The organism is Streptomyces sp. NPDC004435, from assembly GCF_042873895.1.
Taxonomy (GTDB): domain Bacteria; phylum Actinomycetota; class Actinomycetes; order Streptomycetales; family Streptomycetaceae; genus Streptomyces.
On sequence record NZ_JBIAMB010000001.1, the window covers coordinates 606,633 to 633,370 of the forward strand.

General features: G+C 72.5%; 25 protein-coding genes. 14 read left to right on the forward strand and 11 right to left on the reverse strand.

The window, feature by feature from the left end:
- Positions 1–27: 27 nt before the first annotated feature.
- From ACFYT9_RS02630 to ACFYT9_RS02640, 3 genes are read left to right on the forward strand one after another with little or no spacing between them, the layout of a single operon-like run.
- Entirely contained in the window at positions 28–711 is a 684-nt protein-coding gene (locus ACFYT9_RS02630; protein WP_376601944.1) for a response regulator, read from the forward strand.
- 8 nt (positions 712–719) lie between these two features.
- Positions 720–2,306: a sensor histidine kinase gene (locus ACFYT9_RS02635; RefSeq protein ID WP_389160475.1), complete on the forward strand. Its 1,587-nt coding sequence runs from the start codon at positions 720–722 to the stop codon at positions 2,304–2,306.
- A complete protein-coding gene (locus ACFYT9_RS02640; RefSeq protein ID WP_389160477.1) occupies positions 2,303–2,923 on the forward strand; it encodes a hypothetical protein in 621 nt (206 codons plus the stop codon). Before ACFYT9_RS02635 ends, ACFYT9_RS02640 begins: the two co-directional genes overlap by 4 nt.
- A 2-nt stretch (positions 2,924–2,925) precedes the next feature.
- On the opposite strand, the gene ACFYT9_RS02645 is transcribed toward ACFYT9_RS02640, so the two are convergent.
- On the reverse strand, positions 2,926–3,756 hold the full coding sequence (locus ACFYT9_RS02645; protein WP_376601949.1) for a serine hydrolase domain-containing protein: 831 nt from the start codon (positions 3,754–3,756) through the stop codon (positions 2,926–2,928).
- Positions 3,757–3,807: 51 nt separating this feature from the next.
- Here ACFYT9_RS02645 and ACFYT9_RS02650 point away from each other — a divergent pair, with 51 nt between their 5' ends.
- Positions 3,808–4,227, forward strand: a complete 420-nt coding sequence (locus tag ACFYT9_RS02650) for a MerR family transcriptional regulator (protein ID WP_376601951.1) — start codon at positions 3,808–3,810, stop codon at positions 4,225–4,227.
- A complete protein-coding gene (locus ACFYT9_RS02655; protein WP_389160479.1) occupies positions 4,224–5,246 on the forward strand; it encodes an aldo/keto reductase in 1,023 nt (340 codons plus the stop codon). The genes ACFYT9_RS02650 and ACFYT9_RS02655 overlap by 4 nt, the downstream gene beginning before the upstream one ends.
- A 125-nt stretch (positions 5,247–5,371) precedes the next feature.
- On the opposite strand, the gene ACFYT9_RS02660 is transcribed toward ACFYT9_RS02655, so the two are convergent.
- The 7 genes from ACFYT9_RS02660 to ACFYT9_RS02690 form a co-directional block, all read right to left on the reverse strand.
- Positions 5,372–6,568 carry an acyltransferase gene (locus ACFYT9_RS02660; RefSeq protein WP_389160480.1) on the reverse strand — a complete coding sequence of 399 codons (1,197 nt, stop codon included), beginning with the start codon at positions 6,566–6,568 and terminating at the stop codon, positions 5,372–5,374.
- Positions 6,565–7,548, reverse strand: coding sequence for an alpha/beta hydrolase (locus ACFYT9_RS02665; RefSeq protein WP_389160482.1), 984 nt, complete (start codon positions 7,546–7,548; stop codon positions 6,565–6,567). The genes ACFYT9_RS02660 and ACFYT9_RS02665 overlap by 4 nt, the downstream gene beginning before the upstream one ends.
- A 167-nt stretch (positions 7,549–7,715) precedes the next feature.
- Positions 7,716–8,393, reverse strand: coding sequence for a response regulator (locus ACFYT9_RS02670; protein ID WP_389160483.1), 678 nt, complete (start codon positions 8,391–8,393; stop codon positions 7,716–7,718).
- Positions 8,394–8,679: 286 nt separating this feature from the next.
- The gene (locus tag ACFYT9_RS02675) at positions 8,680–10,023 is read right to left on the reverse strand and encodes a sensor histidine kinase (RefSeq protein WP_389160485.1); all 1,344 of its coding nucleotides are present in this window, start codon (positions 10,021–10,023) and stop codon (positions 8,680–8,682) included.
- Between the two features lie 227 nt (positions 10,024–10,250).
- Positions 10,251–11,117, reverse strand: a complete 867-nt coding sequence (locus ACFYT9_RS02680) for a DUF4429 domain-containing protein (protein ID WP_387276293.1) — start codon at positions 11,115–11,117, stop codon at positions 10,251–10,253.
- 74 nt (positions 11,118–11,191) lie between these two features.
- Positions 11,192–12,406, reverse strand: a complete 1,215-nt coding sequence (locus ACFYT9_RS02685; RefSeq protein WP_389160487.1) for an alpha/beta hydrolase — start codon at positions 12,404–12,406, stop codon at positions 11,192–11,194.
- A 166-nt stretch (positions 12,407–12,572) separates the two neighbouring features.
- A complete protein-coding gene (locus ACFYT9_RS02690) occupies positions 12,573–13,217 on the reverse strand; it encodes a TetR/AcrR family transcriptional regulator (RefSeq protein ID WP_389160621.1) in 645 nt (214 codons plus the stop codon).
- A gap of 129 nt (positions 13,218–13,346) precedes the next feature.
- Here ACFYT9_RS02690 and ACFYT9_RS02695 point away from each other — a divergent pair, with 129 nt between their 5' ends.
- Both ACFYT9_RS02695 and ACFYT9_RS02700 read left to right on the forward strand, forming a co-directional pair.
- Positions 13,347–14,969, forward strand: a complete 1,623-nt coding sequence (locus ACFYT9_RS02695) for an MFS transporter (protein ID WP_387276289.1) — start codon at positions 13,347–13,349, stop codon at positions 14,967–14,969.
- Between the two features lie 124 nt (positions 14,970–15,093).
- On the forward strand, positions 15,094–15,504 hold the full coding sequence (locus ACFYT9_RS02700; RefSeq protein ID WP_389160489.1) for a peptidase inhibitor family I36 protein: 411 nt from the start codon (positions 15,094–15,096) through the stop codon (positions 15,502–15,504).
- Positions 15,505–15,628: 124 nt separating this feature from the next.
- On the opposite strand, the gene ACFYT9_RS02705 is transcribed toward ACFYT9_RS02700, so the two are convergent.
- Together ACFYT9_RS02705 and aceE are read right to left on the reverse strand one after the other, a co-directional pair.
- Entirely contained in the window at positions 15,629–16,477 is an 849-nt protein-coding gene (locus tag ACFYT9_RS02705) for a potassium channel family protein (protein WP_389160490.1), read from the reverse strand.
- Between the two features lie 101 nt (positions 16,478–16,578).
- Positions 16,579–19,311 carry a pyruvate dehydrogenase (acetyl-transferring), homodimeric type gene (aceE, locus tag ACFYT9_RS02710; protein ID WP_389160492.1) on the reverse strand — a complete coding sequence of 911 codons (2,733 nt, stop codon included), beginning with the start codon at positions 19,309–19,311 and terminating at the stop codon, positions 16,579–16,581.
- A gap of 444 nt (positions 19,312–19,755) precedes the next feature.
- Here aceE and ACFYT9_RS02715 point away from each other — a divergent pair, with 444 nt between their 5' ends.
- From ACFYT9_RS02715 to ACFYT9_RS02740, 6 genes are all read left to right on the forward strand, one after another.
- Positions 19,756–20,178, forward strand: coding sequence for a DUF3052 domain-containing protein (locus ACFYT9_RS02715; protein WP_189851790.1), 423 nt, complete (start codon positions 19,756–19,758; stop codon positions 20,176–20,178).
- A gap of 112 nt (positions 20,179–20,290) precedes the next feature.
- The gene (locus tag ACFYT9_RS02720; protein WP_376606192.1) at positions 20,291–20,749 is read left to right on the forward strand and encodes a peroxiredoxin; all 459 of its coding nucleotides are present in this window, start codon (positions 20,291–20,293) and stop codon (positions 20,747–20,749) included.
- 161 nt (positions 20,750–20,910) lie between these two features.
- Entirely contained in the window at positions 20,911–21,486 is a 576-nt protein-coding gene (locus tag ACFYT9_RS02725; RefSeq protein WP_376606194.1) for a TerD family protein, read from the forward strand.
- Positions 21,487–21,628: 142 nt separating this feature from the next.
- Complete coding sequence (locus tag ACFYT9_RS02730; protein WP_376606000.1) at positions 21,629–22,204, forward strand: TerD family protein; 576 nt, start codon at positions 21,629–21,631, stop codon at positions 22,202–22,204.
- 29 nt (positions 22,205–22,233) lie between these two features.
- Positions 22,234–23,382 carry a DUF475 domain-containing protein gene (locus ACFYT9_RS02735; protein ID WP_376605998.1) on the forward strand — a complete coding sequence of 383 codons (1,149 nt, stop codon included), beginning with the start codon at positions 22,234–22,236 and terminating at the stop codon, positions 23,380–23,382.
- Positions 23,383–23,529: 147 nt separating this feature from the next.
- On the forward strand, positions 23,530–24,267 hold the full coding sequence (locus tag ACFYT9_RS02740) for a Tellurium resistance (RefSeq protein WP_376598298.1): 738 nt from the start codon (positions 23,530–23,532) through the stop codon (positions 24,265–24,267).
- A gap of 103 nt (positions 24,268–24,370) precedes the next feature.
- Here ACFYT9_RS02740 and ACFYT9_RS02745 read toward each other — a convergent pair whose 3' ends face one another.
- Complete coding sequence (locus tag ACFYT9_RS02745; protein WP_389160496.1) at positions 24,371–25,258, reverse strand: TerD family protein; 888 nt, start codon at positions 25,256–25,258, stop codon at positions 24,371–24,373.
- 302 nt (positions 25,259–25,560) lie between these two features.
- Between ACFYT9_RS02745 and ACFYT9_RS02750 the strand changes: the two genes are divergently transcribed.
- Positions 25,561–26,736 carry an HpcH/HpaI aldolase/citrate lyase family protein gene (locus ACFYT9_RS02750; RefSeq protein WP_389160497.1) on the forward strand — a complete coding sequence of 392 codons (1,176 nt, stop codon included), beginning with the start codon at positions 25,561–25,563 and terminating at the stop codon, positions 26,734–26,736.
- Positions 26,737–26,738 lie beyond the last annotated feature (2 nt).

A 26,738-nucleotide genomic window follows, 5' to 3' on the forward strand; every position in this document is an offset into this window, starting at 1 on the left:
CTCCACCGACCCTGGGATACTCCACCCATGCCCCGCGTGCTCCTCATCGAAGACGACCCCTCGGTCCGCGAAGGCGTCGAGCTCGGGCTCCGCCGCCGCGGTCACGAGGTGCGCGCCGCCGCCACCGGCGAGGCCGGCCTCGCCGCCCTCGGCGAGTTCCGCCCCGACCTGCTCCTGCTCGACCTCATGCTGCCCGGCATGAACGGCGTCCAGGTCTGCCGCCGGGTCCGCGAGAGCAGCCAGCTCCCGATCATCATGCTCACCGCCCGCGGCGATGACTTCGACGTCGTCATCGGCCTGGAGGCGGGCGCCGACGACTACATCGTCAAACCGGCCCGCACCGAGGTCATCGAGGCCCGCATCCGGGCCGTCCTGCGCCGCATCGAGGACATCGGCGGCGGCCGGCCCGCCGTCGAGCACCACGGCGCCCTCGCCGTCGACCGGGCCGGCCTCACCGTCGCCAAGAACGGCGAACGCCTCGCCCTCGCCCCCTCCGAGCTCAAGCTCCTGCTCCACCTGACGGCCGCCCCCGAGCAGGTCTTCAGCCGCCAGCAGCTCCTGGAGCACGTGTGGGAGCACAACTACCACGGGGACGCCCGACTCGTGGACGCCTGCGTCCGCAGGCTCCGCGCCAAGATAGAGGACGCCCCCGGCGAGCCCCGCTACATCCAGACCCTGCGGGGCTTCGGCTACCGCTTCGGCCCGCTGTGAAGGCATGCGTGCGCCCCCTCGAGGAGGCCGCCACGGACCCGGCGGAGCGCGGGGAGGGGACCGCGGACGCGCACCGGGACGCCACGTCCGTTCCGGAGGACGGCGCGACCCGGCGCAGCCGGTTCCGGGGCCGCCGCCCCCGTCCCTTCGGCCTGCGCACCCGCATGATCTTCGCCTTCCTCCTCGTCGCGGCCGTCGGCTGCGGCACCACGGCGGCCCTCACCTACCGGGCCGCCCGCAGCGCCGTCCTGGAACAGACCCAGAACACCGCCGTCTCCGCCTTCCGCGAGCAGGTCGACGAGCTCAACGTCTCCCTGCCCCTCGACGAGGCGTCGCTGCGCGAGCGCCTCCTGTACATCGCCCGCCTGGGCAAGCCCCGCCCCTGGCGGGTCTACGCCGAGTACGGCACCCTCCGCGTCTCCTCCACCGACCGCCCCACCTCCTCCGTCCTCACCCCGGAGCTCAGGGCCCGCGCCCACGCCCGCGAGGGCACCCCGCACACCTCCTTCCAGCGCGTGGTGAAGGCCGGCACCCCCTATCTGACGATGGCCGTCCCCGCGGTCTTCCTCCCCGAGAAGAACGGAACCGCCCAGCCCACCGGCCTCGTCGTCTACGCCGTGATGGAACTGGACGAGGAGGAGGCCAACATCGAGGCGATGGTCACGGCGGCCCGCGACGGCGCCCTGCCCGCCCTCGCCATCGCCCTGATACCCGCGCTGATCGCCGCCCGCAGCGTCCTGCGCCCGGTCCGCGAGCTCCGCCACGCCGCCCGGAGCATGGGCCGGGGCCGGCTCGACACCCGCATCCACGCCAAGGGCAGCGACGAACTCGCCGACCTGGCCCGCACCTTCAACGAGTCCGCCGCCGAGCTGGAACGCTCCGTCACCGAGCTGCGCAGCGCCGAGGCCCGCGCCCGCCGCTTCGCCTCCGACGTCTCGCACGAACTGCGCACCCCGCTCGCCGGGATGCTCGCCGTCACCGAGGTGCTCGACGAGGACGCCGGCACCCTGGACAGCGACACCGCCCGCGCGGTCCGGCTGATCAGCGCCGAGACCGTCAAGCTCGCCGTGCTCGTCGAGGACCTGATGGAGATCTCCCGCTTCGACGCCCGCGCCGCCGAACTCCACACCGACGAGGTCGACGTCGCCGACTGCGTCCGCAAGACCCTCAGCAGCCGGCACTGGACCGACCCGGAGCAGGTCCACGCGGCCCTCGGCGAGGGCATCCGGGCCCGCCTCGACCCCCGCCGCTTCGACGTCGTCGTCGCCAACCTCGTCGGCAACGCCCTGCGGCACGGGCGGGCGCTGGTCACGGTCCGGGTGTACGTGGACCACGACGGCGCCGCCGAGGCCCCCGCCGACTCCGGCGGCACGCTCGTCGTCCAGGTCTCCGACCGCGGCCCCGGCATCCACCCGGACGTCCTGCCACACGTCTTCGAGCGCTTCTACAAGGCCGACCAGGCCCGTACCCGCTCGGCCGGCAGCGGCCTCGGCCTGGCGATCACCCAGGAGAACGTACGGCTGCACGGCGGCACCGTGCGGGCCGGCAACCACCCGGCGGGAGGCGCCGTGTTCACGGTCAGGATCCCGCTGTGAGGCGCTGCCCGCCGCTGCTCGCGCCGGCCGCGCTGCTGGCCGCCGCCCTGCCGCTGCTCGCCGGCTGCGGCATCCAGGGCAGCGACGTGGTGGAGGCGGGCGAGGCGCCCGTCGTCGTGGTGCAGCCCGTCCCCGAGAGCCGGATGCTGCTCTACTACCTCGGCCCCGACGGCGAGCTGATGCCGGTCGCCCGGGAGGTCGGCACCACCTTCGTCCCCCTCCCCGAGCGGACCCTGCCCGGAGGCGAGCGGGAGGAGCTCCCGGACCACGTCGACGGCTCAGGCTTCGAGACGGCCGTCGGGCAGGCGGACGTCCCCGACGTCGCCACCGTGAAGGTGCTCGCCGCCCTGCTCGCGGGCCCCGGCGGCGCCGACCGGGAAGCGGGCCTCACCACGGATCTTCCCGAGACCCAGGAGCTGATCAGGGTCGTGTCGGAGGGGACGGGCGAGGTCCGGCTCCGGACGCCCTTCCTCACCCACGAGCTGTCGGAGCGCGCGCTCGCCCAGCTGGTGTGCACGGCGGCCCACGCCGTGGACCGGTCCGGCACGGCGGCGATCACCGTCGAGGGCCCGGACGGCGCCCTCCCGGCCACGACCTGCGAAGCCGCGGGATCCTGACCTCAGCGGCGCAGGTCCGCGAGGACCGCGTCCGTGAACGGCGTCCACGCCTCGATCGCCCACGGCCCGAAGGCCCGGTCCGTGAGCGCCACACAGGCGGCCCGCGCGTCCGGGTCGATCCACAGGAAGGTGCCGGACTGGCCGAAGTGGCCGAAGGTGCGCGGCGAGGACGTGGTGCCGGTCCAGTGCGGGCTCTTGGCGCCCCGGATCTCGAAGCCGAGCCCCCAGTCGTTCGGCCGCTGGTGCCCGTACCCGGGCAGGATGCCGGTGAGCCCGGGGTACGTGACCGTCATCGCGTCCAGCACCGTGCGGGCGTCGAGCAGCCGGGGCGCCTGCACCTCGGCCGCGAACCGCACCAGGTCGTCCACGGTCGAGACCGCGTCCTTGGCGGGGGAGCCGTCGAGCGACGTGCTCGTCATGCCCAGCGGCTCCAGGACCGCCTGGTGCAGGTAGTCGGCGAAGGAGATGTCGGTCGCCTTGGCGATCAGGTCGCCCAGGACCTCGAAACCGGTGTTGGAGTAGATCCGCCGGGTGCCCGGCGCGGCCTGGACCCGGTTCTCGTCGAAGGCGAGCCCCGAGGTGTGGGCGAGCAGGTGCCGCACCGTCGCCCCCTCGGGCCCGGCCGGCTCGTCGAGGTCGATCGCGCCCTCCTCGTACGCGACGAGCACCGCGTACGCCGCCAGCGGCTTCGTCACCGAGGCGAGCGGGAACCGGTGCCCGGTCGGCCCGTGGCTCCCGGCCACCGTGCCGTCCGCACGGACCACGGCCGCCGCCGCGGTGGGGACGGGCCAGTTCTCGATCGCCGCCAGGCCGGGCACGCTGCTGCTCTCCATGGGGCCGAGCCTACTTGCTTGGAGTGCACTCCAACGTTTTAGCGTGGAGGCATGAGCGTGATCGAGAGCGTCGAGAGCACGACCGGGCCCAGGACCAAGGACCGCTACACGATCAGCGAGGTCGCCGCCCTGACCGGGCTCACCGCGCACACGCTGCGCTGGTACGAGCGGATCGGCCTGATGCCGCACGTCGACCGGACGCACACCGGACAGCGCCGGTTCTCCGAACGGGACCTCGGCTGGCTGGAGTTCGTCGGCAAGCTCCGGCTGACCGGGATGCCGGTGGCGGACATGGTGCGGTACGCGGAGCTGGTGCGCGAGGGCGCCCACACCCACGGGGCGCGGCGCGCCCTCCTGGAGGAGACCCGCAGGGACGTCCTGTCCCGGATCGCCGAGCTCCAGGACACGCTCGCCGTCCTCGACCTCAAGATCGACCACTACGGCACCGTCTGCGGAGGCACCCCGTCATGACCGACAAGATCGACACCGTACGCCTCGGCCCCGGCCGGGACGGCCCCGAGATCGGCGTCCAGGGCTTCGGCGCCATGGGGATCAGCGAGTTCTACGGCTCCACCGACGAGACCGCCGCCCGGGACACCCTCGACGCGGCCCTGGAGGCCGGCGTCACCCTGTTCGACACCGCCGACATCTACGGCAGCGGGACCAACGAGGAGTTCCTCGCCCCCTTCGTCGCCGCCCACCGCGACGAGCTCGTCCTCGCCACCAAGTTCGCCATCGAGCGCGACCCCGCCCGGGCCGCCTACCGGGGCGTCCGCAACGACCGCGGCTACATCCGGCAGGCCGTCGAGGGCAGTCTGCGCCGCCTCGGCGTCGACACCATCGACCTCTACTACATGCACCGGCGCGACCCGTCCGTGCCGTTCGCCGAGTCCGTCGGCGCGATGGCCGAACTCGTCGCCGAGGGCAAGGTGCGCCACCTCGGTCTGAGCGAGGTCACCGGCCCCGAGCTGCGGGAGGCGTTCGCCGTCCACCCGATCGCCGCCCTCCAGTCGGAGTGGTCCCTCTTCTCCCGGGACGTCGAGCGCTCCGCCGTGGCGGCCGCCGCCGAGCTGGGCGTCACCTTCGTCCCGTACTCGCCGCTCGGGCGCGGCTTCCTCACCGGTGCCTTCGCGGACGCCGGCAAGGAGCTGCCGGACGACGACTTCCGCCGCCACCAGCCCCGCTTCACCGGCGAGAACGCCGAGCGGAACGCGGCCCTCCTCGACCCGGTCCGCGCCGTCGCCGCCGCGCACGGGGCGACGCCCGCGCAGATCGCCCTCGCCTGGGTGCAGCAGCGCGGCGCCGTCCACGGGCTGACCGTCGTCCCCATCCCCGGCACCCGCAAGCGGTCCCGTCTGGAGGAGAACGCCGCCGCCACCCGCATCACCCTGACCGGGGCCGAGCTCGCCGCCCTCGAACCCCTCGCCGGCCTGGTGGCGGGCGACCGCTACCCGGACATGAGCCTCACCTCGGCCGCCCGCGAGCTCTGACCGCCCCACCCCCGGGACTCCGCACGCGAGGCCCGGGGCACGGGCGGTCGAACGCACGCGAGGCGCTGGGCGGGGGCTCACGCGAGGCTCTGCGGAGGGGCTCACGCGAGGCCTGGGGCGGGGGCTCACGCGAGGCCCAGGGCGAAGGCGGCGAAGCCCGCCGCGAGCAGTCCCGCGAGCGTGCGGCGGGCCGGGCCGGTGCGCGCCCACGGCGACTCGAAGCCGCGCGCGTACCGCCCGATGAGGACCAGCAGTCCGGCGAAGACCGGCATCCAGGCCAGCCGGGCCAGGATCCAGCCGACCGAGTCCGGCGCCCCGACGAGACCGGGCACCTCGCCCAGGTACGAGGCGGGCACCGCCGCCGCGAGCATCGCGGTCTGGTGCCAGCACAGGATCGTCATGGCCGACAGGTTGATCACGACGACCGGCGCCCACAGCGCGGGCCGCCGCAGCAGCCGCCCGAGCCGGTCCCGCAGCAGGATCGCGGCCCCGCTCTGGGTGGCGGCGAGCGCCAGGACCAGCAGCGACGGCGGATGAGAGTTGGTGCGGGCCTCACCGGGGACGCCGACCATCGACGCCGGGTAGCCGAAGGCGAGCAGCAGCGCGGCGAAGAGCGCCGCACCGCCGAGCAGCAGGGCCCAGGCGTGCCGGCGGTTCACCCGGCCCTCGCCCCAGGAGACGCCGAGCTGGTACGCGAAGAGCCAGCCCGGCAGGATGTTCAGCAGGCTCAGCCAGGACGGCACGGCGTCCGCGTACGGGCCGTACCGCAGGAAGTCCACGACGGCGACCGAAGCGAGCAGCGGGGCGGCGGCCCACACCCCGAGCCGGCGCGCGGCCCACACGCAGAGCGGGGTCAGCGCCGTCACCACGGTGTACACCCCGACGAACCACAGCGGCTGGATCACCAGCGTCGACGCCGTCCGCAGGGTGTCCACCGGGACACCGAGGCCGTGGTGGAGCAGCGGCAGCAGCACCGCCCACACGGCGGTCACCCCGAGCACCGGCCGGCCGAGCCGGGCGAGCCGCCCGCCGAGCCAGGCCCGGTCGGTGCCGGTCCACCGGCGGTAGGACAGGACGGAGGCGTAGCCGCCGACCAGGAAGAAGATCCCCAGCATCTGGAGGATCCAGCTGGCCGGGGCGAGGGCGCCGAAGGTCGCGAGCGGCGAGGCGTTGTGGATCGCGCCGTCGCCGGAGAGGGTGAAGCCGCCGAGCAGCCAGTGGCCGGTGGGCACGGCGAGCAGCGCCAGGGCCCGCAGGCCGTCGACGGCACGGTCGCGGTGGGCGGGGGTGCCGGCCTCGATCTTCCGGACGAGCGTCTTCATCGGACGTCCCCCTCGGCGATCGCGGCGAAGGCGCGCAGCGAGGAGGTGCCGGGCGCGAAGTAGCCGTCGTGGCCCTTCGCGTCCCGCGCGGGCACGACCCTGGCGCCGAACTCGGGCGTCGTGGGGTCGGTGTCGTGGCCGTAGCCGGCGACGGCCACGTTCGGCACCCGGTCGATCCAGTCCGTCGGGTCCTTCGCCGCCCACACCCGGGCCGTGGTCCGCAGCCCGGCCACGTTCTCCGCCCGCATGCCGGGGGAGCCGAACACCACCAGGTCCTTGGCCTTCAGCCGGTGCGCGGCGATCCCGCAGACCACGGAGCCGTAGCTGTGGCAGAACACGGACGGCTCGGGGCGCACCCCGGCGGCCCGCAGCCCGTCGGCGAAGCGGGCCAGCCGCTCGGCACCGGCTTCCGCCAGCTCGCCCGAGGCGGCGTCGAGGCCGACGCCGAGCGGGGTGGTGTAGCCGGCCCAGGCGACCACGGCCGTACGTCCGCCGGTCGCCGTCCGCAGGGCGGTGGCCTTCCGGGTGAGGGAGTCCATCCGCCCGGCGTCGACGTCGGAGCCCGGCACCAGCACCGCGATCCGCTCGGCCTTCGCCAGGTCCCCGTAGACCAGTACCGTCTGCCCCCGGCCCCGGGCGTCGTGCGCCAGGACCCGGGCTCCCGGGTACGTCTCGTGCGAGGTGCGGGCGTTGGCCGCGTACCGGAGGTCGAGCGGGGCCCCGTCCAGATTCCCGACCACCGTCGGGTGCGCCCGCACGAGCCGTCGCCGCTCCTGGGGGCCGAGCCCGGCGAAGAAGCGGGCGACCGCGGCCGGGTCCATCAGCTCGGGGTCGGGCAGACCCGCCGCCCGCCACTCGGCGGTCCCGGCCGGCGGCCCGGTCACCGGCTCCTGCGCGGTCCCGGACGCCCAGCCCGCCGTCCCCGCGACGACCGCCGCCACCATGGCGGCGGTCACCAGGGTCCTCGTGATGCGGCGCATGTCCGCCCTCCCTCTCTCGCTGTCGGCGACGCGCTGTCGGCGACTCGTTGTCGGCGAGAGGAAGGTAGGAAGACGGTGGGTGACGGCACGTCACACCGGGGAGCCAACTCCCGTGCCATACCGGGGTAGGGGGTGGACGAGGCGCCCGCCCCCGGCCGGTGGTGGGGCTAGCCCCCGGGGGTCACCAGGCCCGACTCGTAGGCGAAGACCACCGCTTGGGCGCGATCGCGCAGGTCGAGCTTGGCGAGCACCCGCCCGATGTGGGTCTTCACGGTCTGTTCGGCGAGCACGAGCCGCTCCGCGATCTCCTGGTTGGACAGGCCCCGGGCGATCAGCTCCAGCACCTCGGTCTCACGTGGTGTCAGACCGTTGAGCCGGAGCGCCGTCACGTCCTTGCGGGCGGCGGGGCGACTGGCGGCGAAGTCAGCGATGAGCCGGCGGGTCACGGACGGCGCGAGCAGCGCGTCGCCCGCCGCCACGATCCGCACGGCGGCGATCAGGTCGGCCGGCGGGGCGTCCTTGAGCAGGAACCCGGAGGCCCCGGCCCGCAGCGCTTCGTACACGTAGTCGTCGACGTCGAAGGTGGTCAGCATCAGCACCTTGGGCCGGTGGGTCGCCCCGGCCGGCGGGTGCAGGATCTCCCGGGCCGCCGCGAGCCCGTCCAGCTCCGGCATCCGCACGTCCATCAGCACGACGTCGGGGTGGACGGCCCGCGCCACCTCGACGCCCTGCCGTCCGTCCGCCGCCTCACCGACCACGTCGATGTCGCTCTGCGCGGCCAGCAACGCGGCGAACCCCGCCCGCACCATCGCCTGGTCGTCCACGATGATCACCCGAATGGTCACACGGCATCCTTGCTCGTCGTTCGTTCCCCTGAACGCCCGACCCTAGGCGATCCCCGCCCGAGCGCCCGCGCCCGCGAGGCCCCGCCCGCGCGACCCCGCCCCGTGCGACCGCGCCCGCGCGACCGCGCCCGCGAGGCCCGACGGCCGGCCTGGGTGTCGGTGGTGCGGGTGTGCACCGCGCGACCGCGGCCGCGCGGCCCGACGCGAGGCTGCCGGAGCGCCTTCCTCGCTCCGTATGCCCGCCAGTGGGGGCCGAGTCCCGGCCGCCACGTGACTCGACACGCCGTCAGGCCGCCGCCGGGTCGTCCGCGGTGAGCGGCACGAGCGGCAGTCGGGCCGCGATGCGGAAGCCGCCGTCCGGGAGGGGGCCGGTGTCGAGGGTGCCGCCCGTCAGCCGGACGCGCTCGCGCATCCCGACCAGACCGTGCCCGGTACCGGTGCTCTCCAGGGGCGAGACCGGCTCCGCCGCCGGGCCGTTGACCACCAGGACCGTCAGCCGGCCGGACCCGTCCTCACGCACCGACACCCGGGTCGGGGCGCCGGGTGCGTGCCGCACCACATTGGCCAGCGCCTCCTGCACGATCCGGTACGCGGAGAGGCCCACCGCCTGCGGTACCTCGGTCCGTCCGTCCACGAGCTCCGTGGCGAGCGACAGCTCGGCCGGCACGCCCGCCCGCACCGTCGCCTCCACCAGCTGCTGGAGCCGGTCCAGGCCGGGCTGCGGCGCCCGCTCTCCCTCGCTGCCGTCGCTGCGGAGCACCGCGAGCAGCCGCCGCATCTCGGCCAGCGACTCCCGCGCGCTGCCCGCGATCGACGCGAACTCCTCCCGGGCCGCCTCCGGAAGCTCCGGTATCCGGTACGGGGCGGAGTCCGCCTGCACGGTGATCACCGACATGTGGTGGGCGACCACGTCGTGCAGCTCGCGCGCGATCCGGGCCCGCTCCTCCAGGAGCGTCCGGCGGGCCCGCTCGGCCTCGCTGATCGTCTCCTGCTCGGCGAGTCTTCGCTGCGCGTCGCTCCGCGCCCGTATCACCGAGGTGAGCAGGAGCAGCACGCCGCTGAGAACGAAGAGGAGCGTGCTGACGCCCGTGTCGCCGTAGGGCCGCACGGTCTCCAGGAGATAGCCGGCCGCGCCGGTGGCGAGCCACACGCCGATGAGGGTGCGGCGCGGCTCGCGCAGCCCGAGCGCGAGCATCAGGGCGCAGTACCCGACGACGACCGGCGGGGTCCACGGCCACAGCTGGGCCCGGGGTCCGTCGGAGGCCATCAGGACGAGCGCCCCGGCGATGTCGGCGGGCAGCACGACCCACCAGGCCTGGAGCGGCCGGGTGGTGGCGAGCAGCAAGGGCGCGGTCTGCGCGGTGGCGAGCGCTCCGGCCAGCGCGCCGGGCACGTCGTAGTCGTTGATGAGGAGGTGGACGGTGACCGGGAGCAGGGAGGCGACGAGCGCGACTCCGAACGCGTACGGCAGCAGCCGCATCCACCAGGACGAGGCGGCCGCGAAGGGCGCGGAGCCCGGCGCGGCGGGTGCGGCGAAGGTGGCCTCCAGGGCTTGGAGGGCCACCCGCCACCAGCTCTGGAGCCGCGCCGCGACCCGCCGCGGCTCCGGCCGCTTCTCGAACGCTTTCATGTCGAGTCAGCCTAGGTCGGCGGCCCGGCCCCGTCGTCGTACCAGGGGTGACAATCGCGGATCAGACCCTGGTATGACGGCGCGCGACCTTGGTCGCGCGCCCCGCGCCCGGTCCGCCGCCCGGCCCGCCGGCCGGTCCGCCCCCGGCCCGCCGCCCGCTCAGCCGGCCGATCCGCTGCCCGGTTGTCCGCTGCCCGGCCCGCCGGCCGGTTCGCCGCCCGGCGCCGCTACAGCTCGGCGAGCAGTTCCGTCTTCTTCGCCGTGAATTCCTCGTCCGTCACCAGACCCGCCTGATGCAGTTCGCTCAGGTGGCGAATCCTTTCAGCAATGGCGCCGGGATCCCCGTGCGCCGTGCTGCGCGCCCCCGCGGGGACGGGGGTGCGGTCCTTGGCGCGGATCGCCGCGAGGACGGCCGCCGCGAACGGGAGGGAGTCGTGGACCGGACCGTAGCCGAGGCCGAAGACGACCGAGGCCGGATCGTGGTCGGGCCGCTCGGGCCGCGCCGCACCGCCCCGGGGGAGCAGCCGCAGGAAGCCGCCGGGGGAGTCGGGCGTCCGCCACTCGACCCCGCTCAGCTCCCGGACCCGGAAGGACTGGTCGCCCGTCTTCCACTTCTCCGACGTGGCCATCGTCGAGGACCAGCGGAAGGACACCTCGGACGTCCCGTCGAACGTCGCCTTCCCGTCGTACGCCTTGAAGGAGCGCGGTCCCTGCGGCGCCGCGACGAGGAAGCCGCTGTCGAGCCGGTCCGCCGGGTCCGGGGGGATCACCGCGGCCAGCTCGTCGCGCCAGCGCGCGGCGAGCTCCTCCCGGTCGGCGGGCAGCGCCAGCCGGTACGGGTCGCAGGTCTCCTTCAGCTGCCCCGCCGCCGCCTCCATCAGCGGATCGGCGCCCGGTCGCGGCACGGCGTGCAGCACGACGGTCCCGCGCCGGCCCGGCGCGAGCACCGCCGAGGCCAGCGCCTCGTACGGCACGCGTCGCTCACGCAGCGCCTGGAACAGCCTCGGCGTACGGATCCCCCGTTCGAAGCGGATGACAAGTGCGTCGCTCTCCAGCTCCCAGGTGGCATGAATTCCGGCCAGCACATCACCCATACGCCTCATCGTATGCGGCGCGTGGCCGTGCGTCGCCCCTCGGAACTATCAGGAAATTCCGTGATCTACGCGCGTCAGAAGCCGCCGCCGCCGGAGATTCCGCCGTGGCACGCGGGGGTGGCGGGGGCGCAGACGACCCGTTCGAAGGCTCCGGCGCCGATCGCCGCGAAGTTGCCGAGGCTTTCCGTGCCCGGCTCGAAATAGCCGCTGTGCCCGGCCGCGCCCGCCGCCGAGACCAGCCGTGCGCCGAACTCCGGCGCCACCGGATCCGCCCCGTGCCCGACCCCGCCGAACTCCAGATGGGGCACGTCCCCGATCCAGTCGCCGGCGTCCCGCATGGCCCATATCCGGGCCGGAGTGCTCAGCTCCGCGGCCGTCTCCGCCCGCATTCCCGGGCTGCCGGCCACCGCCAGGTCGGTCACCCGCTCCGGCAGCCGGGGCGCGGCGAGCCCGCAGAGCACGGAGCCGTAGCTGTGGCAGAAGAGCGCCACCCGGGCCTTGCCCGGCAGCCCCTCGGTGAGCCGGACCAGCCGGTCGGCACCGGTCGCGGCGAGCCGGCCGGTCGCCGCGTCCACGCCCACCCGGGCCGGCGCGGTGTAGCCGGCCCAGGCGATGACCGCGACCCGGGCGCCGGGCGCGGTGCGCCGCTCGGCCTCGTACAGCGCCCGCGCCATGCCGACGGGGGCGGTGTACTGCCCGTGCGTCTTCTGGAAGGTGAGGAGGTGGGTGTCGACCCCGGGCACGATCACCGATATCCGCCGCGCGCGCTCCAGATCGCCCAGCACCTCGGCCGCCCGGCCCGTGCCGGTGGGGTCGAAGGCGAGGATCCGGCGCCCCGGGGTCAGCAGGGAGCGGAAGCGATCCACCCGTCGGCGGGCCTCGTGCCGGCCCTCGGCGGAGAGCCTGGGGTCGTCGAGGCGGGGCCGCTCGGCCGCCAGCGCGCGGGTGAGGCCGATCCGGTTGGCGCGGTAGCGCAGCGCCGGTGGGGCCCCGTCGAGGTTGCCGACGACGAAGGGGTGTCGCTCGGCGAGACCGGCGGCGCGGGCCGGTCCGAGCGCGTCGAACCAGTCCGCGACGGTACGGGGCGGGGCGGTGGCCGGGTCGGGCGGCGGTGCGTCGCCGATCCGCTCCCGCCCCCAGGCGGACAACGCGGCCTCCATGGAGGTCCCGGAGGGCGGCCGGTGCCGCAGGGCGGTCCATCCGGTGGTGGCCAGCATCACGAGGACCACACCCAGCACGAGCAGGGTGCGCAGGACGGTCAGGGACGGTGGCACGTCGACGGAGGTCACGGGCGCACACCCTAGACGGCGAAGATGACGGAACCGTCCCGGCCGCCGGAGCACCGCCTTCCGCGGCTCCGCCCCGTCGGCCCCTCCCCGGCACCGGCCGGGACCCGCGCCCGCCGGGCCCGCCGGAGCGGCGTCCAGCCGCCGAAATCCCCCTGGTGGAAGGCGTTCAGGCGCCGGAACCCGGTTCCCGCCAGTGCAGCGAGAGCGCCGGGCCCAGGTGGTCCAGGTACCACTCGGTGAGGGCCCGGATCCCCTCAAGGCTCCGGTCCGGTCCCTTGCCCCACATCTGCCCGGTGACGCGCATCACGCCGCTGAAGGCGGCCACCGCGATCCGGGGCCTCGGGTCGGCGTCCACGTCGAGCCCCTCGCGGCGGGCGACCAGCCGGGCGATGGTCTCCTCCATCTCGCTGGAGCGCCGCAGGTGCGCGGCGAGCAGCGCGGGCGTCGACTCGATCATGAAGAAGGTCCGCAGGTACAGCTCGACCGGGACGATCCGGTCGATCGTGTCGCCCACGCGGTCCCACGAGGCGAGCACCGCGTTGCGCATCGCGTCGAACGGGCCCTCCTCGTCCGGGCGCAGCGCCAGCGCCCGGACGAACTCCTCCTCCACGATCCGCTGGACCGCGAACGCGACCTCCTCCTTGGAGGAGAAGTAGCGGAAGAAGGTCCGCTGGGAGACCTCGACCGCGTCGACGATCTCGTCGACGGTCGTCGCCTCGTACCCCTGGGTGGTGAAGAGCTCCAGGGCGACCCGGACGAGCGCGTCGCGGGTGCGCTGCTTCTTCCGCTCGCGCAGGCCGGGCGCGGGCACGGTCACGGAGTCTCTTTTCGGTCGATCGCAGGATGTTCTACCTGCTCAGGGTACCTGTGAGCTACATGACAGTTACCGACGCGTGAATCACTTTGTCAATTGTCAGTGACTGTCACTAGCCTCGTTCCCATGACTAGTCAGACCACCGTGGAAAAGGCCCCGCAGGGCCAGGGGGGCGCCGGGGAGCCAGGTCCGGTCCCGGCGAAGGGCCTGCGCGGCCACCCCTGGCTGACCCTGTTCGCCGTCGCGGCCGGCGTCATGATGGTGGCGCTCGACGGCACGATCGTGGCCATCGCCAACCCCGCCATCCAGGCCGACCTCGGCGCCACCCTGGACCAGCTCCAGTGGATCACCAACGGCTACCTGCTCGCGCTCGCCGTCGCCCTGATCACCGCCGGCAAGCTCGGCGACCGCTTCGGCCACCGCCAGACCTTCCTCATAGGCATCGCGGGCTTCGCCGCCGCCTCCGCCGCCATCGGCCTCTCCGACTCGATCGCCTTCGTGATCGCCTTCCGGGTGCTCCAGGGCCTCTTCGGCGCCCTGCTGATGCCGGCCGCGCTCGGCCTGCTGCGCGCCACCTTCCCCGCCGAGAAGCTGAACATGGCCATCGGCATCTGGGGCATGGTCATCGGCGCCTCCACGGCGGGCGGCCCGATCCTCGGCGGCTTCCTCGTCGAGCACGTGAGCTGGCAGTCCGTCTTCTTCATCAACGTGCCGGTCGGCGTGCTCGCGCTCGCCCTCGGCCTGATCATCCTGAGGGACCACCGCGCCGAGAACGCGCCGCGCTCCTTCGACGTGGTCGGCATCGCGCTGCTCTCCGGCGCGATGGGCCTGCTGGTCTGGAGCCTCATCAAGGCCGGCGCCGACTGGGGCTGGACCAGTGGCAACACGTGGGGCTGCCTGCTCGGTTCGATCGTCCTCTTCGCCGTCTTCGCGGTCTGGGAGACGAAGGTCAAGGAGCCGCTCATCCCGCTGGCCATGTTCCGCTCCGTGCCGCTCTCGGCCGGCGTGGTGCTGATGGTCCTGATGGCCTTCGCCTTCATGGGCGGCCTCTTCTTCGTGACCTTCTACCTCCAGGGCGTGAAGGGGCTCGGCCCGATCGACGCCGGTCTGAGGCTCCTCCCGCTGACCGCGATGATGATCGTCTCCTCGCCGCTGGCCGGCGCGCTCATCACGAAGTTCGGCCCGCGGGTGCCGCTCGTCGGCGGCATGGTCTGCACGGCCGCCGCGATGTTCGGCATGATCACGCTCTCGGCCGACACGGGCACCCTGACCATGTCCCTCTGGTTCGCCCTCCTCGGCCTGGGTCTCGCCCCGGTCATGGTCGGCGCGACCGAGGTCATCGTCGGCAACGCCCCGCTGGAGCTCTCCGGCGTCGCCGGCGGTCTCCAGCAGGCCGCCATGCAGGTCGGCGGCGCGCTGGGCACCGCGGTGCTCGGCGCGGTCATGTCCTCCAAGGTCGCCGGCGCCTTCGAGGAGAACTGGAAGGAGGCCGGCATCCCCGTCCCGGCCGACCCGCGCCTGGAGGAGGCCGCCGAGTTCGGCATGGCGCCGGAGGCCATGAAGGAGGCGCCCGGCATGACCCCGGACCTCTTCGCCAAGATCTCCGACGTCATCCACGACACCTTCCTCCAGGGCATGGGCCTGGCCTTCACCGTCGCCGGTGTCGTCGCCGTGGTCGCGGCCCTGGTCGCCACCCTGACCAAGCGCGGCGAGAACGCGCAGGCGGGCATGGGCGGCGGGCACATCTGACCCCGACCTTCCCTAGGGGGCCGTCACCCGTTCGAAGGAACGGGGGCGGCCCCTCTTCCGTTCGGGGGGTCCCCTCCTCCATGATCGTGATTACAGAGAGTGACGACATGGGGGGTTGATCTGTATGAACGTGAAGGTGTCGACCGTGCTCGTGGGGGTGGCCGTCCTGCTCCTGGCCGTGCTCCCGGCCTCGGCCGGGCCCGGAGCCTCGGCCGCCCCGGGCGCATCGGCGGCCCCGGCCGCCGGGACGGCGCTCGGGACGTGCGGGCCCGGGCGGCTCTGTCTCTGGCCGAAGCCCGACTTCAGGGGCCGGCCGCGGACGTACGAACTGGCGACGACGGACCTCGACAGCTGCGTCGCCCTCCCGGCCGGCGCCTCGGCCCAGTCCCTCGCCGTCCGCACGGGACGGCCGGTGACGACGTACCAGTCGGAGGAGTGCGCGGAGGCGGGCGAGTTCGAGACCTACCCGGGCCGGGGGACCTGGGTCCCGCAGACGCCCTACGAGGTCAGAGCCTTCAAGCTCTGGGAGCGCTAGACGCCCCGGGCGCCGGCACCCCCGCCCGGCATGGCACCCGGTACGGCCTCCGTCCCCCCGTCCGCCGCGGATCCTGTTACGGCGTCCGATCCGGCCTCCGGTACGGAGTCCGATCAGGCCTCCACTACGGAGTCCGATCGGCCTCCATTACGGACTCCGATCCGGCTGCCGGTACGGCTCGCGGCGCAGCCTCCGCCAGGCCTCCCCGCGCGACCGCCTGCCGTCCGGCCTGCGGCGGCACCGGGCCCGAGAGGCGGGCCACCTCGGCGCGGAGCTCGCGGACCTCCCGGGTCAGGGCCTCCAGCAGCTCCGTCTGACGGCGCTCCACCGCGTCGTCCCGCTCGAAGCGGGAGATGAACCAGGCCGCGATGTTGGCCGTGACCACACCCAGCAGGGCGATGCCCGAGAGCATCAGCCCCACCGCGAGCACCCGCCCGAGTCCGGTCGTCGGCGCGTGGTCGCCGTAGCCGACCGTCGTCATCGTGGTGAAGGACCACCAGACGGCGTCGCCCAGGGTCCTGATGTTGCCGTCCGGCGCGTCCCGCTCCACGTGCAGCACCGCGAGCGAGCCGAACATCATCAGCCCGACCACCGCGCCCGCCACATAGGTGGTGAGCGTTATCTGCGGGGCCATCCGGGCCCGCCGGCCCACGAGAAGGAGGGTGGAGACCAGACGCAGCAGCCGCAGCGGCTGTACCAGCGGCAGCAGGACCGCGAGGAGGTCGAGGGGGTGGGAGCGGACGAAGGCCCAGCGGGCCGGAGCGAGGCACAGCCGGACGAGGTAGTCCAGGGCGAAGACGCCCCACACCGCCCACTCCACCCGGTGGCACAGCCGGTGCACCCACGGCTCGGCGCCGGGCGCGACGATCGGCACGGCGTACGCGACGCCGAAGGCCACCGCCAGCACCAGCAGCGGGGTCTGGGTGCGCTCTTCCCAGCGGACCTGCGGGGGGCGCTCCTTCTTCATGGACATGCGGGGCATCGTAAGGAACGCGTCAGGGAGGAACGCGTCGGGGGCGGTGGGAGCGCCGCTCCCACCGCCCCCGACCAGGCGCTACCGACCGCCGCGCGCGGTCAGGCGTCGCCGCCCGCGGGCCCCGGGTCGGCGGCCGCCACGTCCAGGAGCTGGTAGCGGTCCACCGCCTGCTTCAGGACCGCCCGGTCCACCTTGCCCTCGCGGGCCAGCTCCGTCAGCACCGCCAGGACGACCGACTGGGCGTCGATGTGGAAGTACCGGCGGGCGGCGCCGCGGGTGTCCGCGAAGCCGAAGCCGTCGGCGCCGAGCGAGGTGTACGGGCCGGGGATCCAGCGGGAGATCTGGTCCGGCACCGAGCGCATCCAGTCCGAGACCGCCACGAAGGGGCCCTCGGCGGACTGGAGCTTGCGGGTCACGTACGGGACGCGCTGCTCCTCGTCAGGGTGGAGCAGGTTGTGCTCCTCGACCGCCACGGCCTCGCGGCGCAGCTCGTTCCAGGAGGTCGCGGACCAGACGTCGGCCCGCACGTTCCACTCCTCGGCCAGGATCCGCTGCGCCTCGATCGCCCACGGGACGGCGACACCGGAGGCCATGATCTGCGCCGGGATCGAGCCCGCCTCGGCCCGCTTGAAGCGGTGGATGCCCTGGAGGATGCCCTCCACGTCCACGTCCTCCGGCTCGGCCGGGTGCTGGATCGGCTCGTTGTAGACCGTCAGGTAGTAGAAGACGTCCTCCGCCTGGGGGCCGTACATCCGGCGCAGACCGTCCTTGACGATGTGCGCGATCTCGAAGCCGAACGCCGGGTCGTAGGAGAGGCAGGCCGGGTTCGTCGAAGCGAGGAGGTGCGAGTGTCCGTCCGCGTGCTGGAGGCCCTCGCCGGTCAGCGTGGTGCGGCCGGCGGTGGCGCCCAGGACGAAACCGCGCGCGAGCTGGTCGGCCATCTGCCAGAACTGGTCACCGGTCCGCTGGAAGCCGAACATCGAGTAGAAGACGTAGACCGGGATCAGCGGCTCGCCATGGGTGGCGTAGGCCGAGCCGGCGGCGATCAGCGAGGCCGTGCAGCCGGCCTCGGAGATGCCGTCGTGCAGCATCTGGCCGGTCGGGGACTCCTTGTAGGCGAGGAGGAGTTCACGGTCCACCGCCTCGTACTGCTGCCCCAGCGGGTTGTAGATCTTGGCGCTCGGGAAGAAGGAGTCCATGCCGAAGGTGCGGTACTCGTCCGGCGCGATCAGCACGAAGCGCTTGCCGATCTCCTTGTCCCGCATCAGGTCCTTCAGCAGCCGGACGAAGGCCATCGTGGTGGCGATCGACTGCTGGCCCGAGCCCTTGCGGACCGCCGCGTAGGTCTGGTCGTCCGGGAGCGCCAGCGGCTTGGACCGCACGACCCGGGTCGGCACGTAGCCGCCGAGCGCGTTGCGGCGGTCGTGCATGTACTGGATCTCCTCGGAGTCCCGCCCCGGGTGGTAGTACGGCGGCAGGCCGGACTCCAGTTCCTTGTCGGTCACCGGGATGTGCAGCCGGTCGCGGAAGCGCTTGAGGTCGTCGACCGTCAGCTTCTTCATCTGGTGGGTGGCGTTGCGGCCCTCGAAGTTGGGGCCCAGGGTCCAGCCCTTGACGGTCTGCGCCAGGATCACCGTCGGCTGGCCCTTGTGGGCCTTGGCCGCCGCGTAGGCCGCGTAGATCTTCTTGTGGTCGTGGCCGCCGCGCCCCAGGTGGAGGATCTGGTGGTCGGACATGGATTCGACCATCGCCCGCAGCCGGTGGTCGTCGCCGAAGAAGTGGTCGCGGATGTACGAGCCGGTCTCGGTCGCGTAGGTCTGGAACTGCCCGTCCGGCGTGGTGTTCAGCCGGTTCACCAGGATGCCGTCCCGGTCCTGCGCGAGCAGCGGGTCCCAGGAGCGGTCCCAGATCAGCTTGATGACGTTCCAGCCGTTGCCCCGGAAGATCGACTCCAGTTCCTGGATGATCTTGCCGTTGCCGCGGACCGGGCCGTCGAGCCGCTGGAGGTTGCAGTTGACGACGAAGGTCAGGTTGTCGAGGCCCTCGCGGGCCGCGATGGAGAGCTGGCCGAGCGACTCGACCTCGTCCATCTCGCCGTCGCCGAGGAAGGCCCACACGTGCGAGGCGGAGGTGTCGGCGATCCCGCGCGCCTCCATGTACCGGTTCATCCGCGCCTGGTAGATCGCGCCGAGCGGGCCGAGGCCCATCGACACCGTCGGGAACTCCCAGAAGTCCGGCATCAGCCGGGGGTGCGGGTACGAGGACAGCCCGTTCGGGTACTTCGACTTCTCCTGCCGGAAGCCGTCCAGCTGCGTCGTGGTCAGCCGGTCGAGGAGGAACGCGCGGGCGTAGATGCCGGGGGAGGCATGGCCCTGGAAGAAGATCTGGTCGCCGCCGTCGCCCTCGTCCTTGCCCCGGAAGAAGTGGTTGAAGCCCACGTCGTAGAGGGAGGCCGAGGAGGCGAAGGTGGCGATGTGGCCGCCGACGCCGATGCCCGGGCGCTGGGCGCGCGAGACCATCACGGCCGCGTTCCAGCGGGTGGCGTTGAGGACCTTGCGCTCGATCTCCTCGTTGCCGGGGAAGAAGGGCTCGTCCTTGGTGGCGATGGTGTTGACGTAGTCCGTGCTGCGCATCTCGGGCACGGCCACCCGCTTCTCGCGGGCGCGTTCGATCAGCCGGAGCATCAGGTAGCGGGCCCGCTCCCGGCCCCGCTCGTCGACGGCCGCGTCGAGGGAGTCGAGCCACTCCTGGGTCTCTTCGGGGTCGAAATCCGGGACCTGGCTGGGAAGGCCGCCAATGATGATCGGGTTGCGATCGGATCCGGGAGCCACGCTGTTCCTTCGCTGGTCGGGGGGAGCCCCAGGAGGGAGGGGAGCCCCGTTGAGGCCGGGATGTCCGAGGCCGGTGACGTCCATCGTGTACCCGGCTCGCGGCACACGTCATCTTTACCGAGAGGTAATCCTTCCCGCGCCCTCCCCGCGCAAGGGGTGTGGTCAAATCGCAACCTTACGCCCAATCCGCGCATGCGTTCCGGCGAAGCGTTCGGCAGACTGAAACCGCAGAAGCCCGCGAAGCGGGACGAATCGTGTACGCCCGATCACGGAGAGCTGCCGGCGGCGGCCGGAAGTTGCGGTGAGACGGCCCCAAACGTCACCGTTTCGGCGGTCTCCACGGCCGGGTACTTGCGCGATCCGCCCCGTCACGTGTGGACTACGGCCAGCGCCGCGCGCATGCGCGGCCCGAGCATTTTCCGATACATGATCAGGAGGCAAGCCGTGAGCGCGACCGCGGACCACGCGGAGGAGCGGACCAACCCGGCGACGAGGCTGGGGTTCGAGCCCGGACAGGTGGTCCAGGAGATCGGCTACGACGACGACGTCGACCAGGATCTCCGAGAAGGCATCGAGTCCATCATCGGCCAGGAGCTCGTGGACGAGGACTACGACGACGTCGCAGACGCCGTCGTCCTCTGGTTCCGTGACGAGGACGGTGATCTCACCGACGCACTGGTGGACAGCATCGGTCTGCTGGAGGACGGCGGCAACATCTGGCTGCTGACCCCCAAGACCGGCCGCGACGGCTACATCGAGCCGAGCGACATCAACGATGCCGCGCAGACCGCTGGTCTCTCCCAGACCAAGAGCATCAGCGTCGCCAAGGACTGGACGGGCACCCGCCTGGCCGCTCCCAAGCGCTGAGCCCCCGAGGGCCCCGCCGGCGGCGGCGCGCGGCGGGCCGCCGGCCAGGCCGTAGGGTGGGGTTCACCGGTTCGGCCCAGAGGCCGGGCCCCGTCGAAGGGATGCGTACGCGATGGCGATCGAGGTCGGCACCAAGGCCCCCGATTTCGAGCTCAAGGACAACCACGGGCGCACCGTGAGGCTCTCCGACCTCCGCGGCGAGAAGAACGTGGTGCTGCTCTTCTACCCCTTCGCCTTCACCGGCGTGTGCACCGGCGAGCTGTGCGAGCTCCGCGACAACCTGCCGGCGTTCGTCAACGACGACACCCAGCTCCTCGCCGTCTCCAACGACTCCATCCACACCCTGCGCGTCTTCGCCGAGCAGGAGGGCCTGGAGTACCCGCTGCTCTCCGACTTCTGGAAGCACGGCGAGGTGTCCCGCGCCTACGGCGTCTTCGACGAGGACAAGGGCTGCGCCGTCCGCGGCACCTTCATCATCGACAAGGAGGGCGTCGTCCGCTGGACGGTCGTCAACGCCCTGCCGGACGCCCGCGACCTCGACGCCTACGTGAAGGCCCTCGAAACCCTCTGAGCCCGCCGGGGCGGACCGGAAATCGGCGGCTTCGCGCCGACACCCCCGATTCCCCGGGCGAATCGTCTGTTTCGACTGGGAACCCGTCACTAGGATCCAGTCGTTGATCCGATGCCAACGCACGACTGGGGGCGCTGCCCCTGAAACCAATGGAGGGACTCGTGGGAGTCAGCCTCAGCAAGGGCGGCAACGTCTCGCTGACCAAGGAGGCCCCTGGCCTCACCGCCGTGACCGTCGGTCTGGGCTGGGACGTCCGCACCACCACCGGTACGGACTTCGACCTCGACGCCAGCGCCATCCTGGTGAGCGAGGCCGGCAAGGTGCGGAACGACCAGGACTTCGTCTTCTTCAACAACCTCAAGAGCGCCGACGGTTCCGTCGAGCACACCGGTGACAACCTCACCGGTGAGGGCGAGGGCGACGACGAGCAGGTCAAGGTCAACCTGGCCGGCGTGCCGGCCGAGGTGGCCAAGATCGTCTTCCCGGTGTCCATCTACGACGCCGAGAACCGCCAGCAGTCCTTCGGCCAGGTGCGCAACGCGTTCATCCGCGTCGTGAACCAGGCCGGCGGCGCCGAGATCGCGCGGTACGACCTCTCCGAGGACGCCTCGACCGAGACCGCCATGGTCTTCGGCGAGCTGTACCGCCACGGCGCGGAGTGGAAGTTCCGCGCGGTCGGCCAGGGTTACGCCTCGGGTCTGCGCGGCATCGCGCAGGACTTCGGCGTCAACGTCTGAGCCGAACACCTTCAGGGCCGTCCGGGCCGGGCCGACGAGGCCCGGGACCGGACCCCGCTCGACGACGTCCGGCGCCGCACCTCACGTGCGGCGCCGGACGTGCCTCATGGCAGCAGCATCCACCGGGGAGGAACCGAACACCATGGGCGTCACGCTCGCCAAGGGAGGCAACGTCTCCCTCTCCAAGGCCGCACCCAATCTCGTCAAGGTCCTCGTGGGCCTCGGCTGGGACGCGCGGTCCACCACCGGAGCCCCCTTCGACCTCGACGCCAGCGCGCTGATGTGTCAGGCCGGCCGGGTGCTCGGTGACGAGTACTTCGTCTTCTACAACCAGCTGCTCAGCCCCGAGGGTTCGGTCGAGCACACCGGTGACAACCTCACCGGCGAGGGCGACGGCGACGACGAGTCGCTGATCGTCGACCTCACCCGCGTCCCGCCCCAGTGCGACAAGATCGTCTTCCCGGTCTCCATCCACGACGCCGACAACCGGGGCCAGACCTTCGGCCAGGTGAGCAACGCCTTCATCCGTGTGGTGAACCAGGCGGACGGCCAGGAGTTGGCCCGGTACGACCTCTCCGAGGACGCCTCCACCGAGACCGCGATGATCTTCGGCGAGCTCTACCGCTACAACGGCGAATGGAAGTTCCGCGCGGTCGGTCAGGGGTACGCGTCCGGGCTGAGGGGCATCGCTCTAGACTTCGGGGTCAACGTTTCGTAAAGCCGCGTTATCACACAATGGGGTAGGCAGTGGTTCTGAAAACCTTCGGCTGGTCGTTCGCGATCACCGCGCTCGGCCTGGTCGCCGCGGTGTTCTACGGGGGATGGGAGGCGTTCGGGATCGTCGCGATCCTCTGCGTCCTCGAGATCTCGCTCTCCTTCGACAACGCGGTGGTCAACGCCGGCATCCTGAAGAAGATGAATGCCTTCTGGCAGAAGATCTTCCTCACCATCGGCATTCTGATCGCCGTCTTCGGAATGCGACTGGTCTTCCCCGTCCTGATCGTCGCGGTCAGTGCGCAGATCGGCCCGATCGAGGCCGTCGACCTCGCGCTCAACGACGCCGACCGTTACCAGGAACTCGTCACCGACGCGCACCCGTCGATCGCCGCGTTCGGTGGCATGTTCCTCCTGATGATCTTCCTCGACTTCATCTTCGAGGACCGTGACATCCAGTGGCTGCGCTGGATCGAGCGCCCGCTCGCCAAGCTCGGCAAGGTCGACATGCTGTCGGTCTGCATCGCGCTGATCATCCTGGTCATCACCTCGGTGACCTTCGCGACCCAGGCCCACCAGCACGGCGGCGCCCACGTCGACAAGGCGCAGACGGTCCTCATCTCCGGCGTCCTCGGCCTGATCACGTACCTCGTCGTCGGCGGTCTCTCCGGCTTCTTCGAGAACAAGCTGGAAGAGGAGGAGGAGCGCGAGCACGAGGCCGAGGAAGAGGCCCGGCGCAGCGGCAAGAAGGTCTCCGCGGTCCAGCTGGCCGGCAAGGCCGCCTTCTTCATGTTCCTCTACCTGGAGGTCCTCGACGCCTCCTTCTCCTTCGACGGGGTCATCGGCGCCTTCGCCGTCACCAACGACATCGTCCTGATGGCGCTCGGCCTCGGCGTCGGCGCCATGTACGTCCGGTCCCTCACGGTCTACCTGGTCAAGCAGGGCACCCTGGACGAGTACGTGTACCTGGAGCACGGCGCCCACTACGCCATCGGCGCCCTCGCCGTCCTCCTCCTGGTCACCATCCAGCACGAGATCCCCGAGGTCATCACCGGCTCCATCGGCGTCATCCTGATCGCCTGGTCCTTCTGGTCCTCCGTCCGCCGCAACCGCGCGCTGGCGGCGGCCGACGGCGGCTCCGGCTCCTCCGGGGACAAGGCCGAGGTGAGCTCCGGGGTGTGACACCCTGCACCCGGGTGTGCGCCCCGCCACGGGGTGTGACACCGGGGACAATGAGGAACGCTTCCCTGCGGGGCGACCGGCCCGTCCGGTCGCCCCGCAGGCGTGTGACGGCCGGGCAAGCGACCGATTGTGGGGGGTGGGGGCCCGATGGCCTTCTGGGACAACCTGATTCCGGGGCGGACGACGTCCTTCGACACGGGTGTGGGCGCGTCCCACACCATCGACCTGACCAGGCGCCGCCCCACGGTCTCGCTCGCCCAGCAGGGCGGCGCCACCGGCAACCTCCGCGTCAACCTCTCCTGGCGGATGCGGACCTCCGACATCGAGGGCCGCTCCCGGCAGAGCGGCCGGCTGCTGCGCAACCCGGCCCAGTTCTTCCGGCCCGAGGTCGTCCAGGCCCACACCCAGGGCATGGTCAACGTCGACCTCGACCTCGGCTGCCTGTACGAGCTCAAGGACGGCAGCAAGGGCGTGGTGCAGCCGCTCGGCGGCTTCTTCGGCGACCTCAACGCCGCCCCGTACGTGAAGCTCAGCGGCGACGACCGGTTCGGCGCCCCCTCGGGCGAGACGATCTTCGTCAATCTCGACCACCAGGACCAGATCAAGCGGCTGCTCTTCTTCGCGTACATCTACGACCAGACACCGGCCTTCGACCGGACGCACGCCAAGATCACGCTCTACCCGAGCAACGGCCCCCGGATCGAGATCGATCTCGACGAGCGCGCCCCGCAGGCCCGCTCCTGCGCCGTCTTCTCCGTGGACAACAGCAAGGGCGAACTGCTGGTCCGGCGCGAGGTGCGGTTCGTGTACGGCTTCCAGGCCGAGCTGGACCGCCTCTACGGCTGGGGCCTCCAGTGGGGCCGCGGCTACAAGACGAAGACCTGACCGCGCCCCGGCACCCCCTGGAAGCCCCGGCACCCCCCGGAAGCCCCGGGCCGCTTCCTCCGGACCCCGCCGGGCCCGGAGGAAGCGGCCCGGCGGAGACGACCTAGGAGCGGCCGTTCTGGAACTGCGGGCCCATCGGCGGCATCCGGAACTCCTGGACCGGCTCCGTGCCCTGCCCGGCGTGGACCGGCTGCGGATAGCCGTACGCGGGCCCGGGGCCCGGCACCTGCGGCTGCGGGTAGCCGTAGGAGGGCGCGCGGTCCGGCATGGGCGGCACGGCCGGCACCGGCGGCACGGGGGCGTGGACGACGGTCGCGTCGAGGTCGCCGTGCCCGGCGGAGCCCGTACCGGCCTCGACGGCGTCGACGGCCGCGGTCTCGGCGAGGGCGTCCGCGGGGGCCTCCGCGGCCGTCCCGGACGCGCCGTCCGGCTCCTCGGCGTCCTCGTCGACCGAGATCCCGAAGTCCGTCGCCAGCCCCACCAGGCCGGTCGGATAGCCCTGGCCGACCGCCCGGAACTTCCACCCGTCTCCGCGGCGGTACAGCTCGCCGCAGATGACCGCGGTCTCCTCGCCGGTCTCCGCCGTCACGTCGAAGAGCGCCAGCTCCCGCTCGGGCGCCGCCGCGGCGTCGTACAGGACGATCCGCAGGTCCGTCACCGAGCGGAAGGTCCCGCCGTCCGAGGAGGCGGCGAGGACCACCCGGTCGATGGAGGGGTCGAGTGCGCCGAGATCCGCCTCCACGGTGTCCGTCAGCCCGTCCGCGACCCGCTTCTTCGGCAGCCGCCGCACCAGGCCCGAGGGGTGGCGCGGCTGGTTGTAGAAGACGAAGTCCTCGTCGGAGCGGCACCGCCCGTCAGGACCGAGGACCAGGGCGGAGGCGTCCACGTCGGGGACCCCGGGGCCCGGGGTCCAGCGGAGCACGGCCCGTACGGCCGCGGTGTCGAGAGGGACGTTGGAGCCCTTCAGCATCGCGTGCGTCATGACGGCCATCCTGCCCTCCTGCCCGACCGGGGGACAACGCGGGGGCACCACGCGTAGCGGAGCCGCCGCCACCGGTCACGTGCCGGGACCCCGGGACGGCCGCGGCGACGCCCGTCCACCTGACGGAATCGGAGGGAGTCCATCTGATGGGACGGGAGGGAGTCCACCCGGCGGAACCACGGGGAGCCGAGGTGCCCGATGGGGACGAGTTACCTGGATTTCATGCAGGGTGGGAACTACGGACACCCGCACCTACGTACTATTACCGGCCACCTATCGACACGGCCCAGGCAACCAGACGGGGGACTTACATGCGTCATTTCGGGCACATCCCGTCCGCGGCGCGGAACGGGCTGTTCCACCGCGAGCCGGCCGAGTTCACCGCCGACTCGCCCTCCCGCACGCTCGCGGTCGCCCTCGGCGCCACCCTCTACAGCCCCGCCACCCGGCCCCGGCTCGCCGACGACATCCGCAAGCAGGCCGCCCGCGGAGTCGTCTCCATGGTCCTCTGCCTGGAGGATTCGATCAGCGACGCCGACGTCGAGGCCGGCGAGGAGAACCTGGTCCGCCAGTTCCGCGACCTCGCCGACGCACGGGCCGCCGGCGGCCCCGACGTACCCCTCCTCTTCGTCCGCGTCCGCGAACCGCACCAGATCACCGACCTCACCGCCCGCCTCGGCGACACGATCGGCCTGCTGTCCGGATTCGTACTGCCCAAATTCACCGAGGCCCGCGGCACCGCCTTCCTCGAAGCCCTCACCCGGGCCGAGCACACCGCCGGACGCCGCCTCTACGCCATGCCCGTCCTGGAGTCCCCCGAGCTCCTCCACCTGGAGACCCGGGCCGAGACCCTCGCCGGCATCGCCTCGATCACCGACAAGTACCGGGAGCGCGTCCTCGCCCTCCGCCTCGGCGTCACCGACTTCTGCTCCGCCTACGGACTCCGCCGCTCGCCCGACATGACCGCCTACGACGTCAAGGTCGTCGCCCACGTCATCGCCGACGTCGTCAACGTCCTCGGCCGCGCCGACGGCACCGGCTTCACCATCACCGGACCCGTCTGGGAGTACTTCCGCCCCGGCGAGCGCATGTTCAAGCCCCAGCTGCGCCGCAGCCCCTTCCTGGAGGGCCGCGCCGAGGACCTGCGCACCGCCCTCATCGAGCACGACATGGACGGCCTGCTGCGCGAGATCGAACTCGACCGCGCCAACGGCCTCCTCGGCAAGACCTGCATCCACCCCACCCACGTGCTGCCCGTCCACGCGCTCTCCGTGGTCAGCCACGAGGAGTGGAGCGACGCCCAGGACATCCTCCGGCCCGAACAGGACGGCGGCGGAGTGCTCCGCTCCGCCTACACGAACAAGATGAACGAAGTGAAACCGCACCGCGCCTGGGCCGAGCGCACCCTCGTCCGCGCCGAGGTCTTCGGCGTCGCCCGCGAGGACGTCGGTTTCGTGGAACTGCTCACCGCCGGCCTCGCCGGCTGACT

Excerpts from the sequence above, each read along its gene's own strand:
- ACFYT9_RS02630 (WP_376601944.1), top strand. The coding sequence starts at position 28 with ATGCCCCGCGTGCTCCTCATCGAAGACGACCCCTCGGTCCGCGAAGGC.
- ACFYT9_RS02645 (WP_376601949.1), bottom strand. The coding sequence starts at position 3,756 with ATGGAGAGCAGCAGCGTGCCCGGCCTGGCGGCGATCGAGAACTGGCCC.
- ACFYT9_RS02650 (WP_376601951.1), top strand. The coding sequence starts at position 3,808 with ATGAGCGTGATCGAGAGCGTCGAGAGCACGACCGGGCCCAGGACCAAG.
- ACFYT9_RS02655 (WP_389160479.1), top strand. The coding sequence starts at position 4,224 with ATGACCGACAAGATCGACACCGTACGCCTCGGCCCCGGCCGGGACGGC.
- ACFYT9_RS02660 (WP_389160480.1), bottom strand. The coding sequence starts at position 6,568 with ATGAAGACGCTCGTCCGGAAGATCGAGGCCGGCACCCCCGCCCACCGC.
- ACFYT9_RS02665 (WP_389160482.1), bottom strand. The coding sequence starts at position 7,548 with ATGCGCCGCATCACGAGGACCCTGGTGACCGCCGCCATGGTGGCGGCG.
- ACFYT9_RS02675 (WP_389160485.1), bottom strand. The coding sequence starts at position 10,023 with ATGAAAGCGTTCGAGAAGCGGCCGGAGCCGCGGCGGGTCGCGGCGCGG.
- ACFYT9_RS02680 (WP_387276293.1), bottom strand. The coding sequence starts at position 11,117 with ATGGGTGATGTGCTGGCCGGAATTCATGCCACCTGGGAGCTGGAGAGC.
- ACFYT9_RS02695 (WP_387276289.1), top strand. The coding sequence starts at position 13,347 with ATGACTAGTCAGACCACCGTGGAAAAGGCCCCGCAGGGCCAGGGGGGC.
- ACFYT9_RS02700 (WP_389160489.1), top strand. The coding sequence starts at position 15,094 with ATGAACGTGAAGGTGTCGACCGTGCTCGTGGGGGTGGCCGTCCTGCTC.
- ACFYT9_RS02705 (WP_389160490.1), bottom strand. The coding sequence starts at position 16,477 with ATGTCCATGAAGAAGGAGCGCCCCCCGCAGGTCCGCTGGGAAGAGCGC.
- ACFYT9_RS02720 (WP_376606192.1), top strand. The coding sequence starts at position 20,291 with ATGGCGATCGAGGTCGGCACCAAGGCCCCCGATTTCGAGCTCAAGGAC.
- ACFYT9_RS02730 (WP_376606000.1), top strand. The coding sequence starts at position 21,629 with ATGGGCGTCACGCTCGCCAAGGGAGGCAACGTCTCCCTCTCCAAGGCC.
- ACFYT9_RS02740 (WP_376598298.1), top strand. The coding sequence starts at position 23,530 with ATGGCCTTCTGGGACAACCTGATTCCGGGGCGGACGACGTCCTTCGAC.
- ACFYT9_RS02745 (WP_389160496.1), bottom strand. The coding sequence starts at position 25,258 with ATGGCCGTCATGACGCACGCGATGCTGAAGGGCTCCAACGTCCCTCTC.
- ACFYT9_RS02750 (WP_389160497.1), top strand. The coding sequence starts at position 25,561 with ATGCGTCATTTCGGGCACATCCCGTCCGCGGCGCGGAACGGGCTGTTC.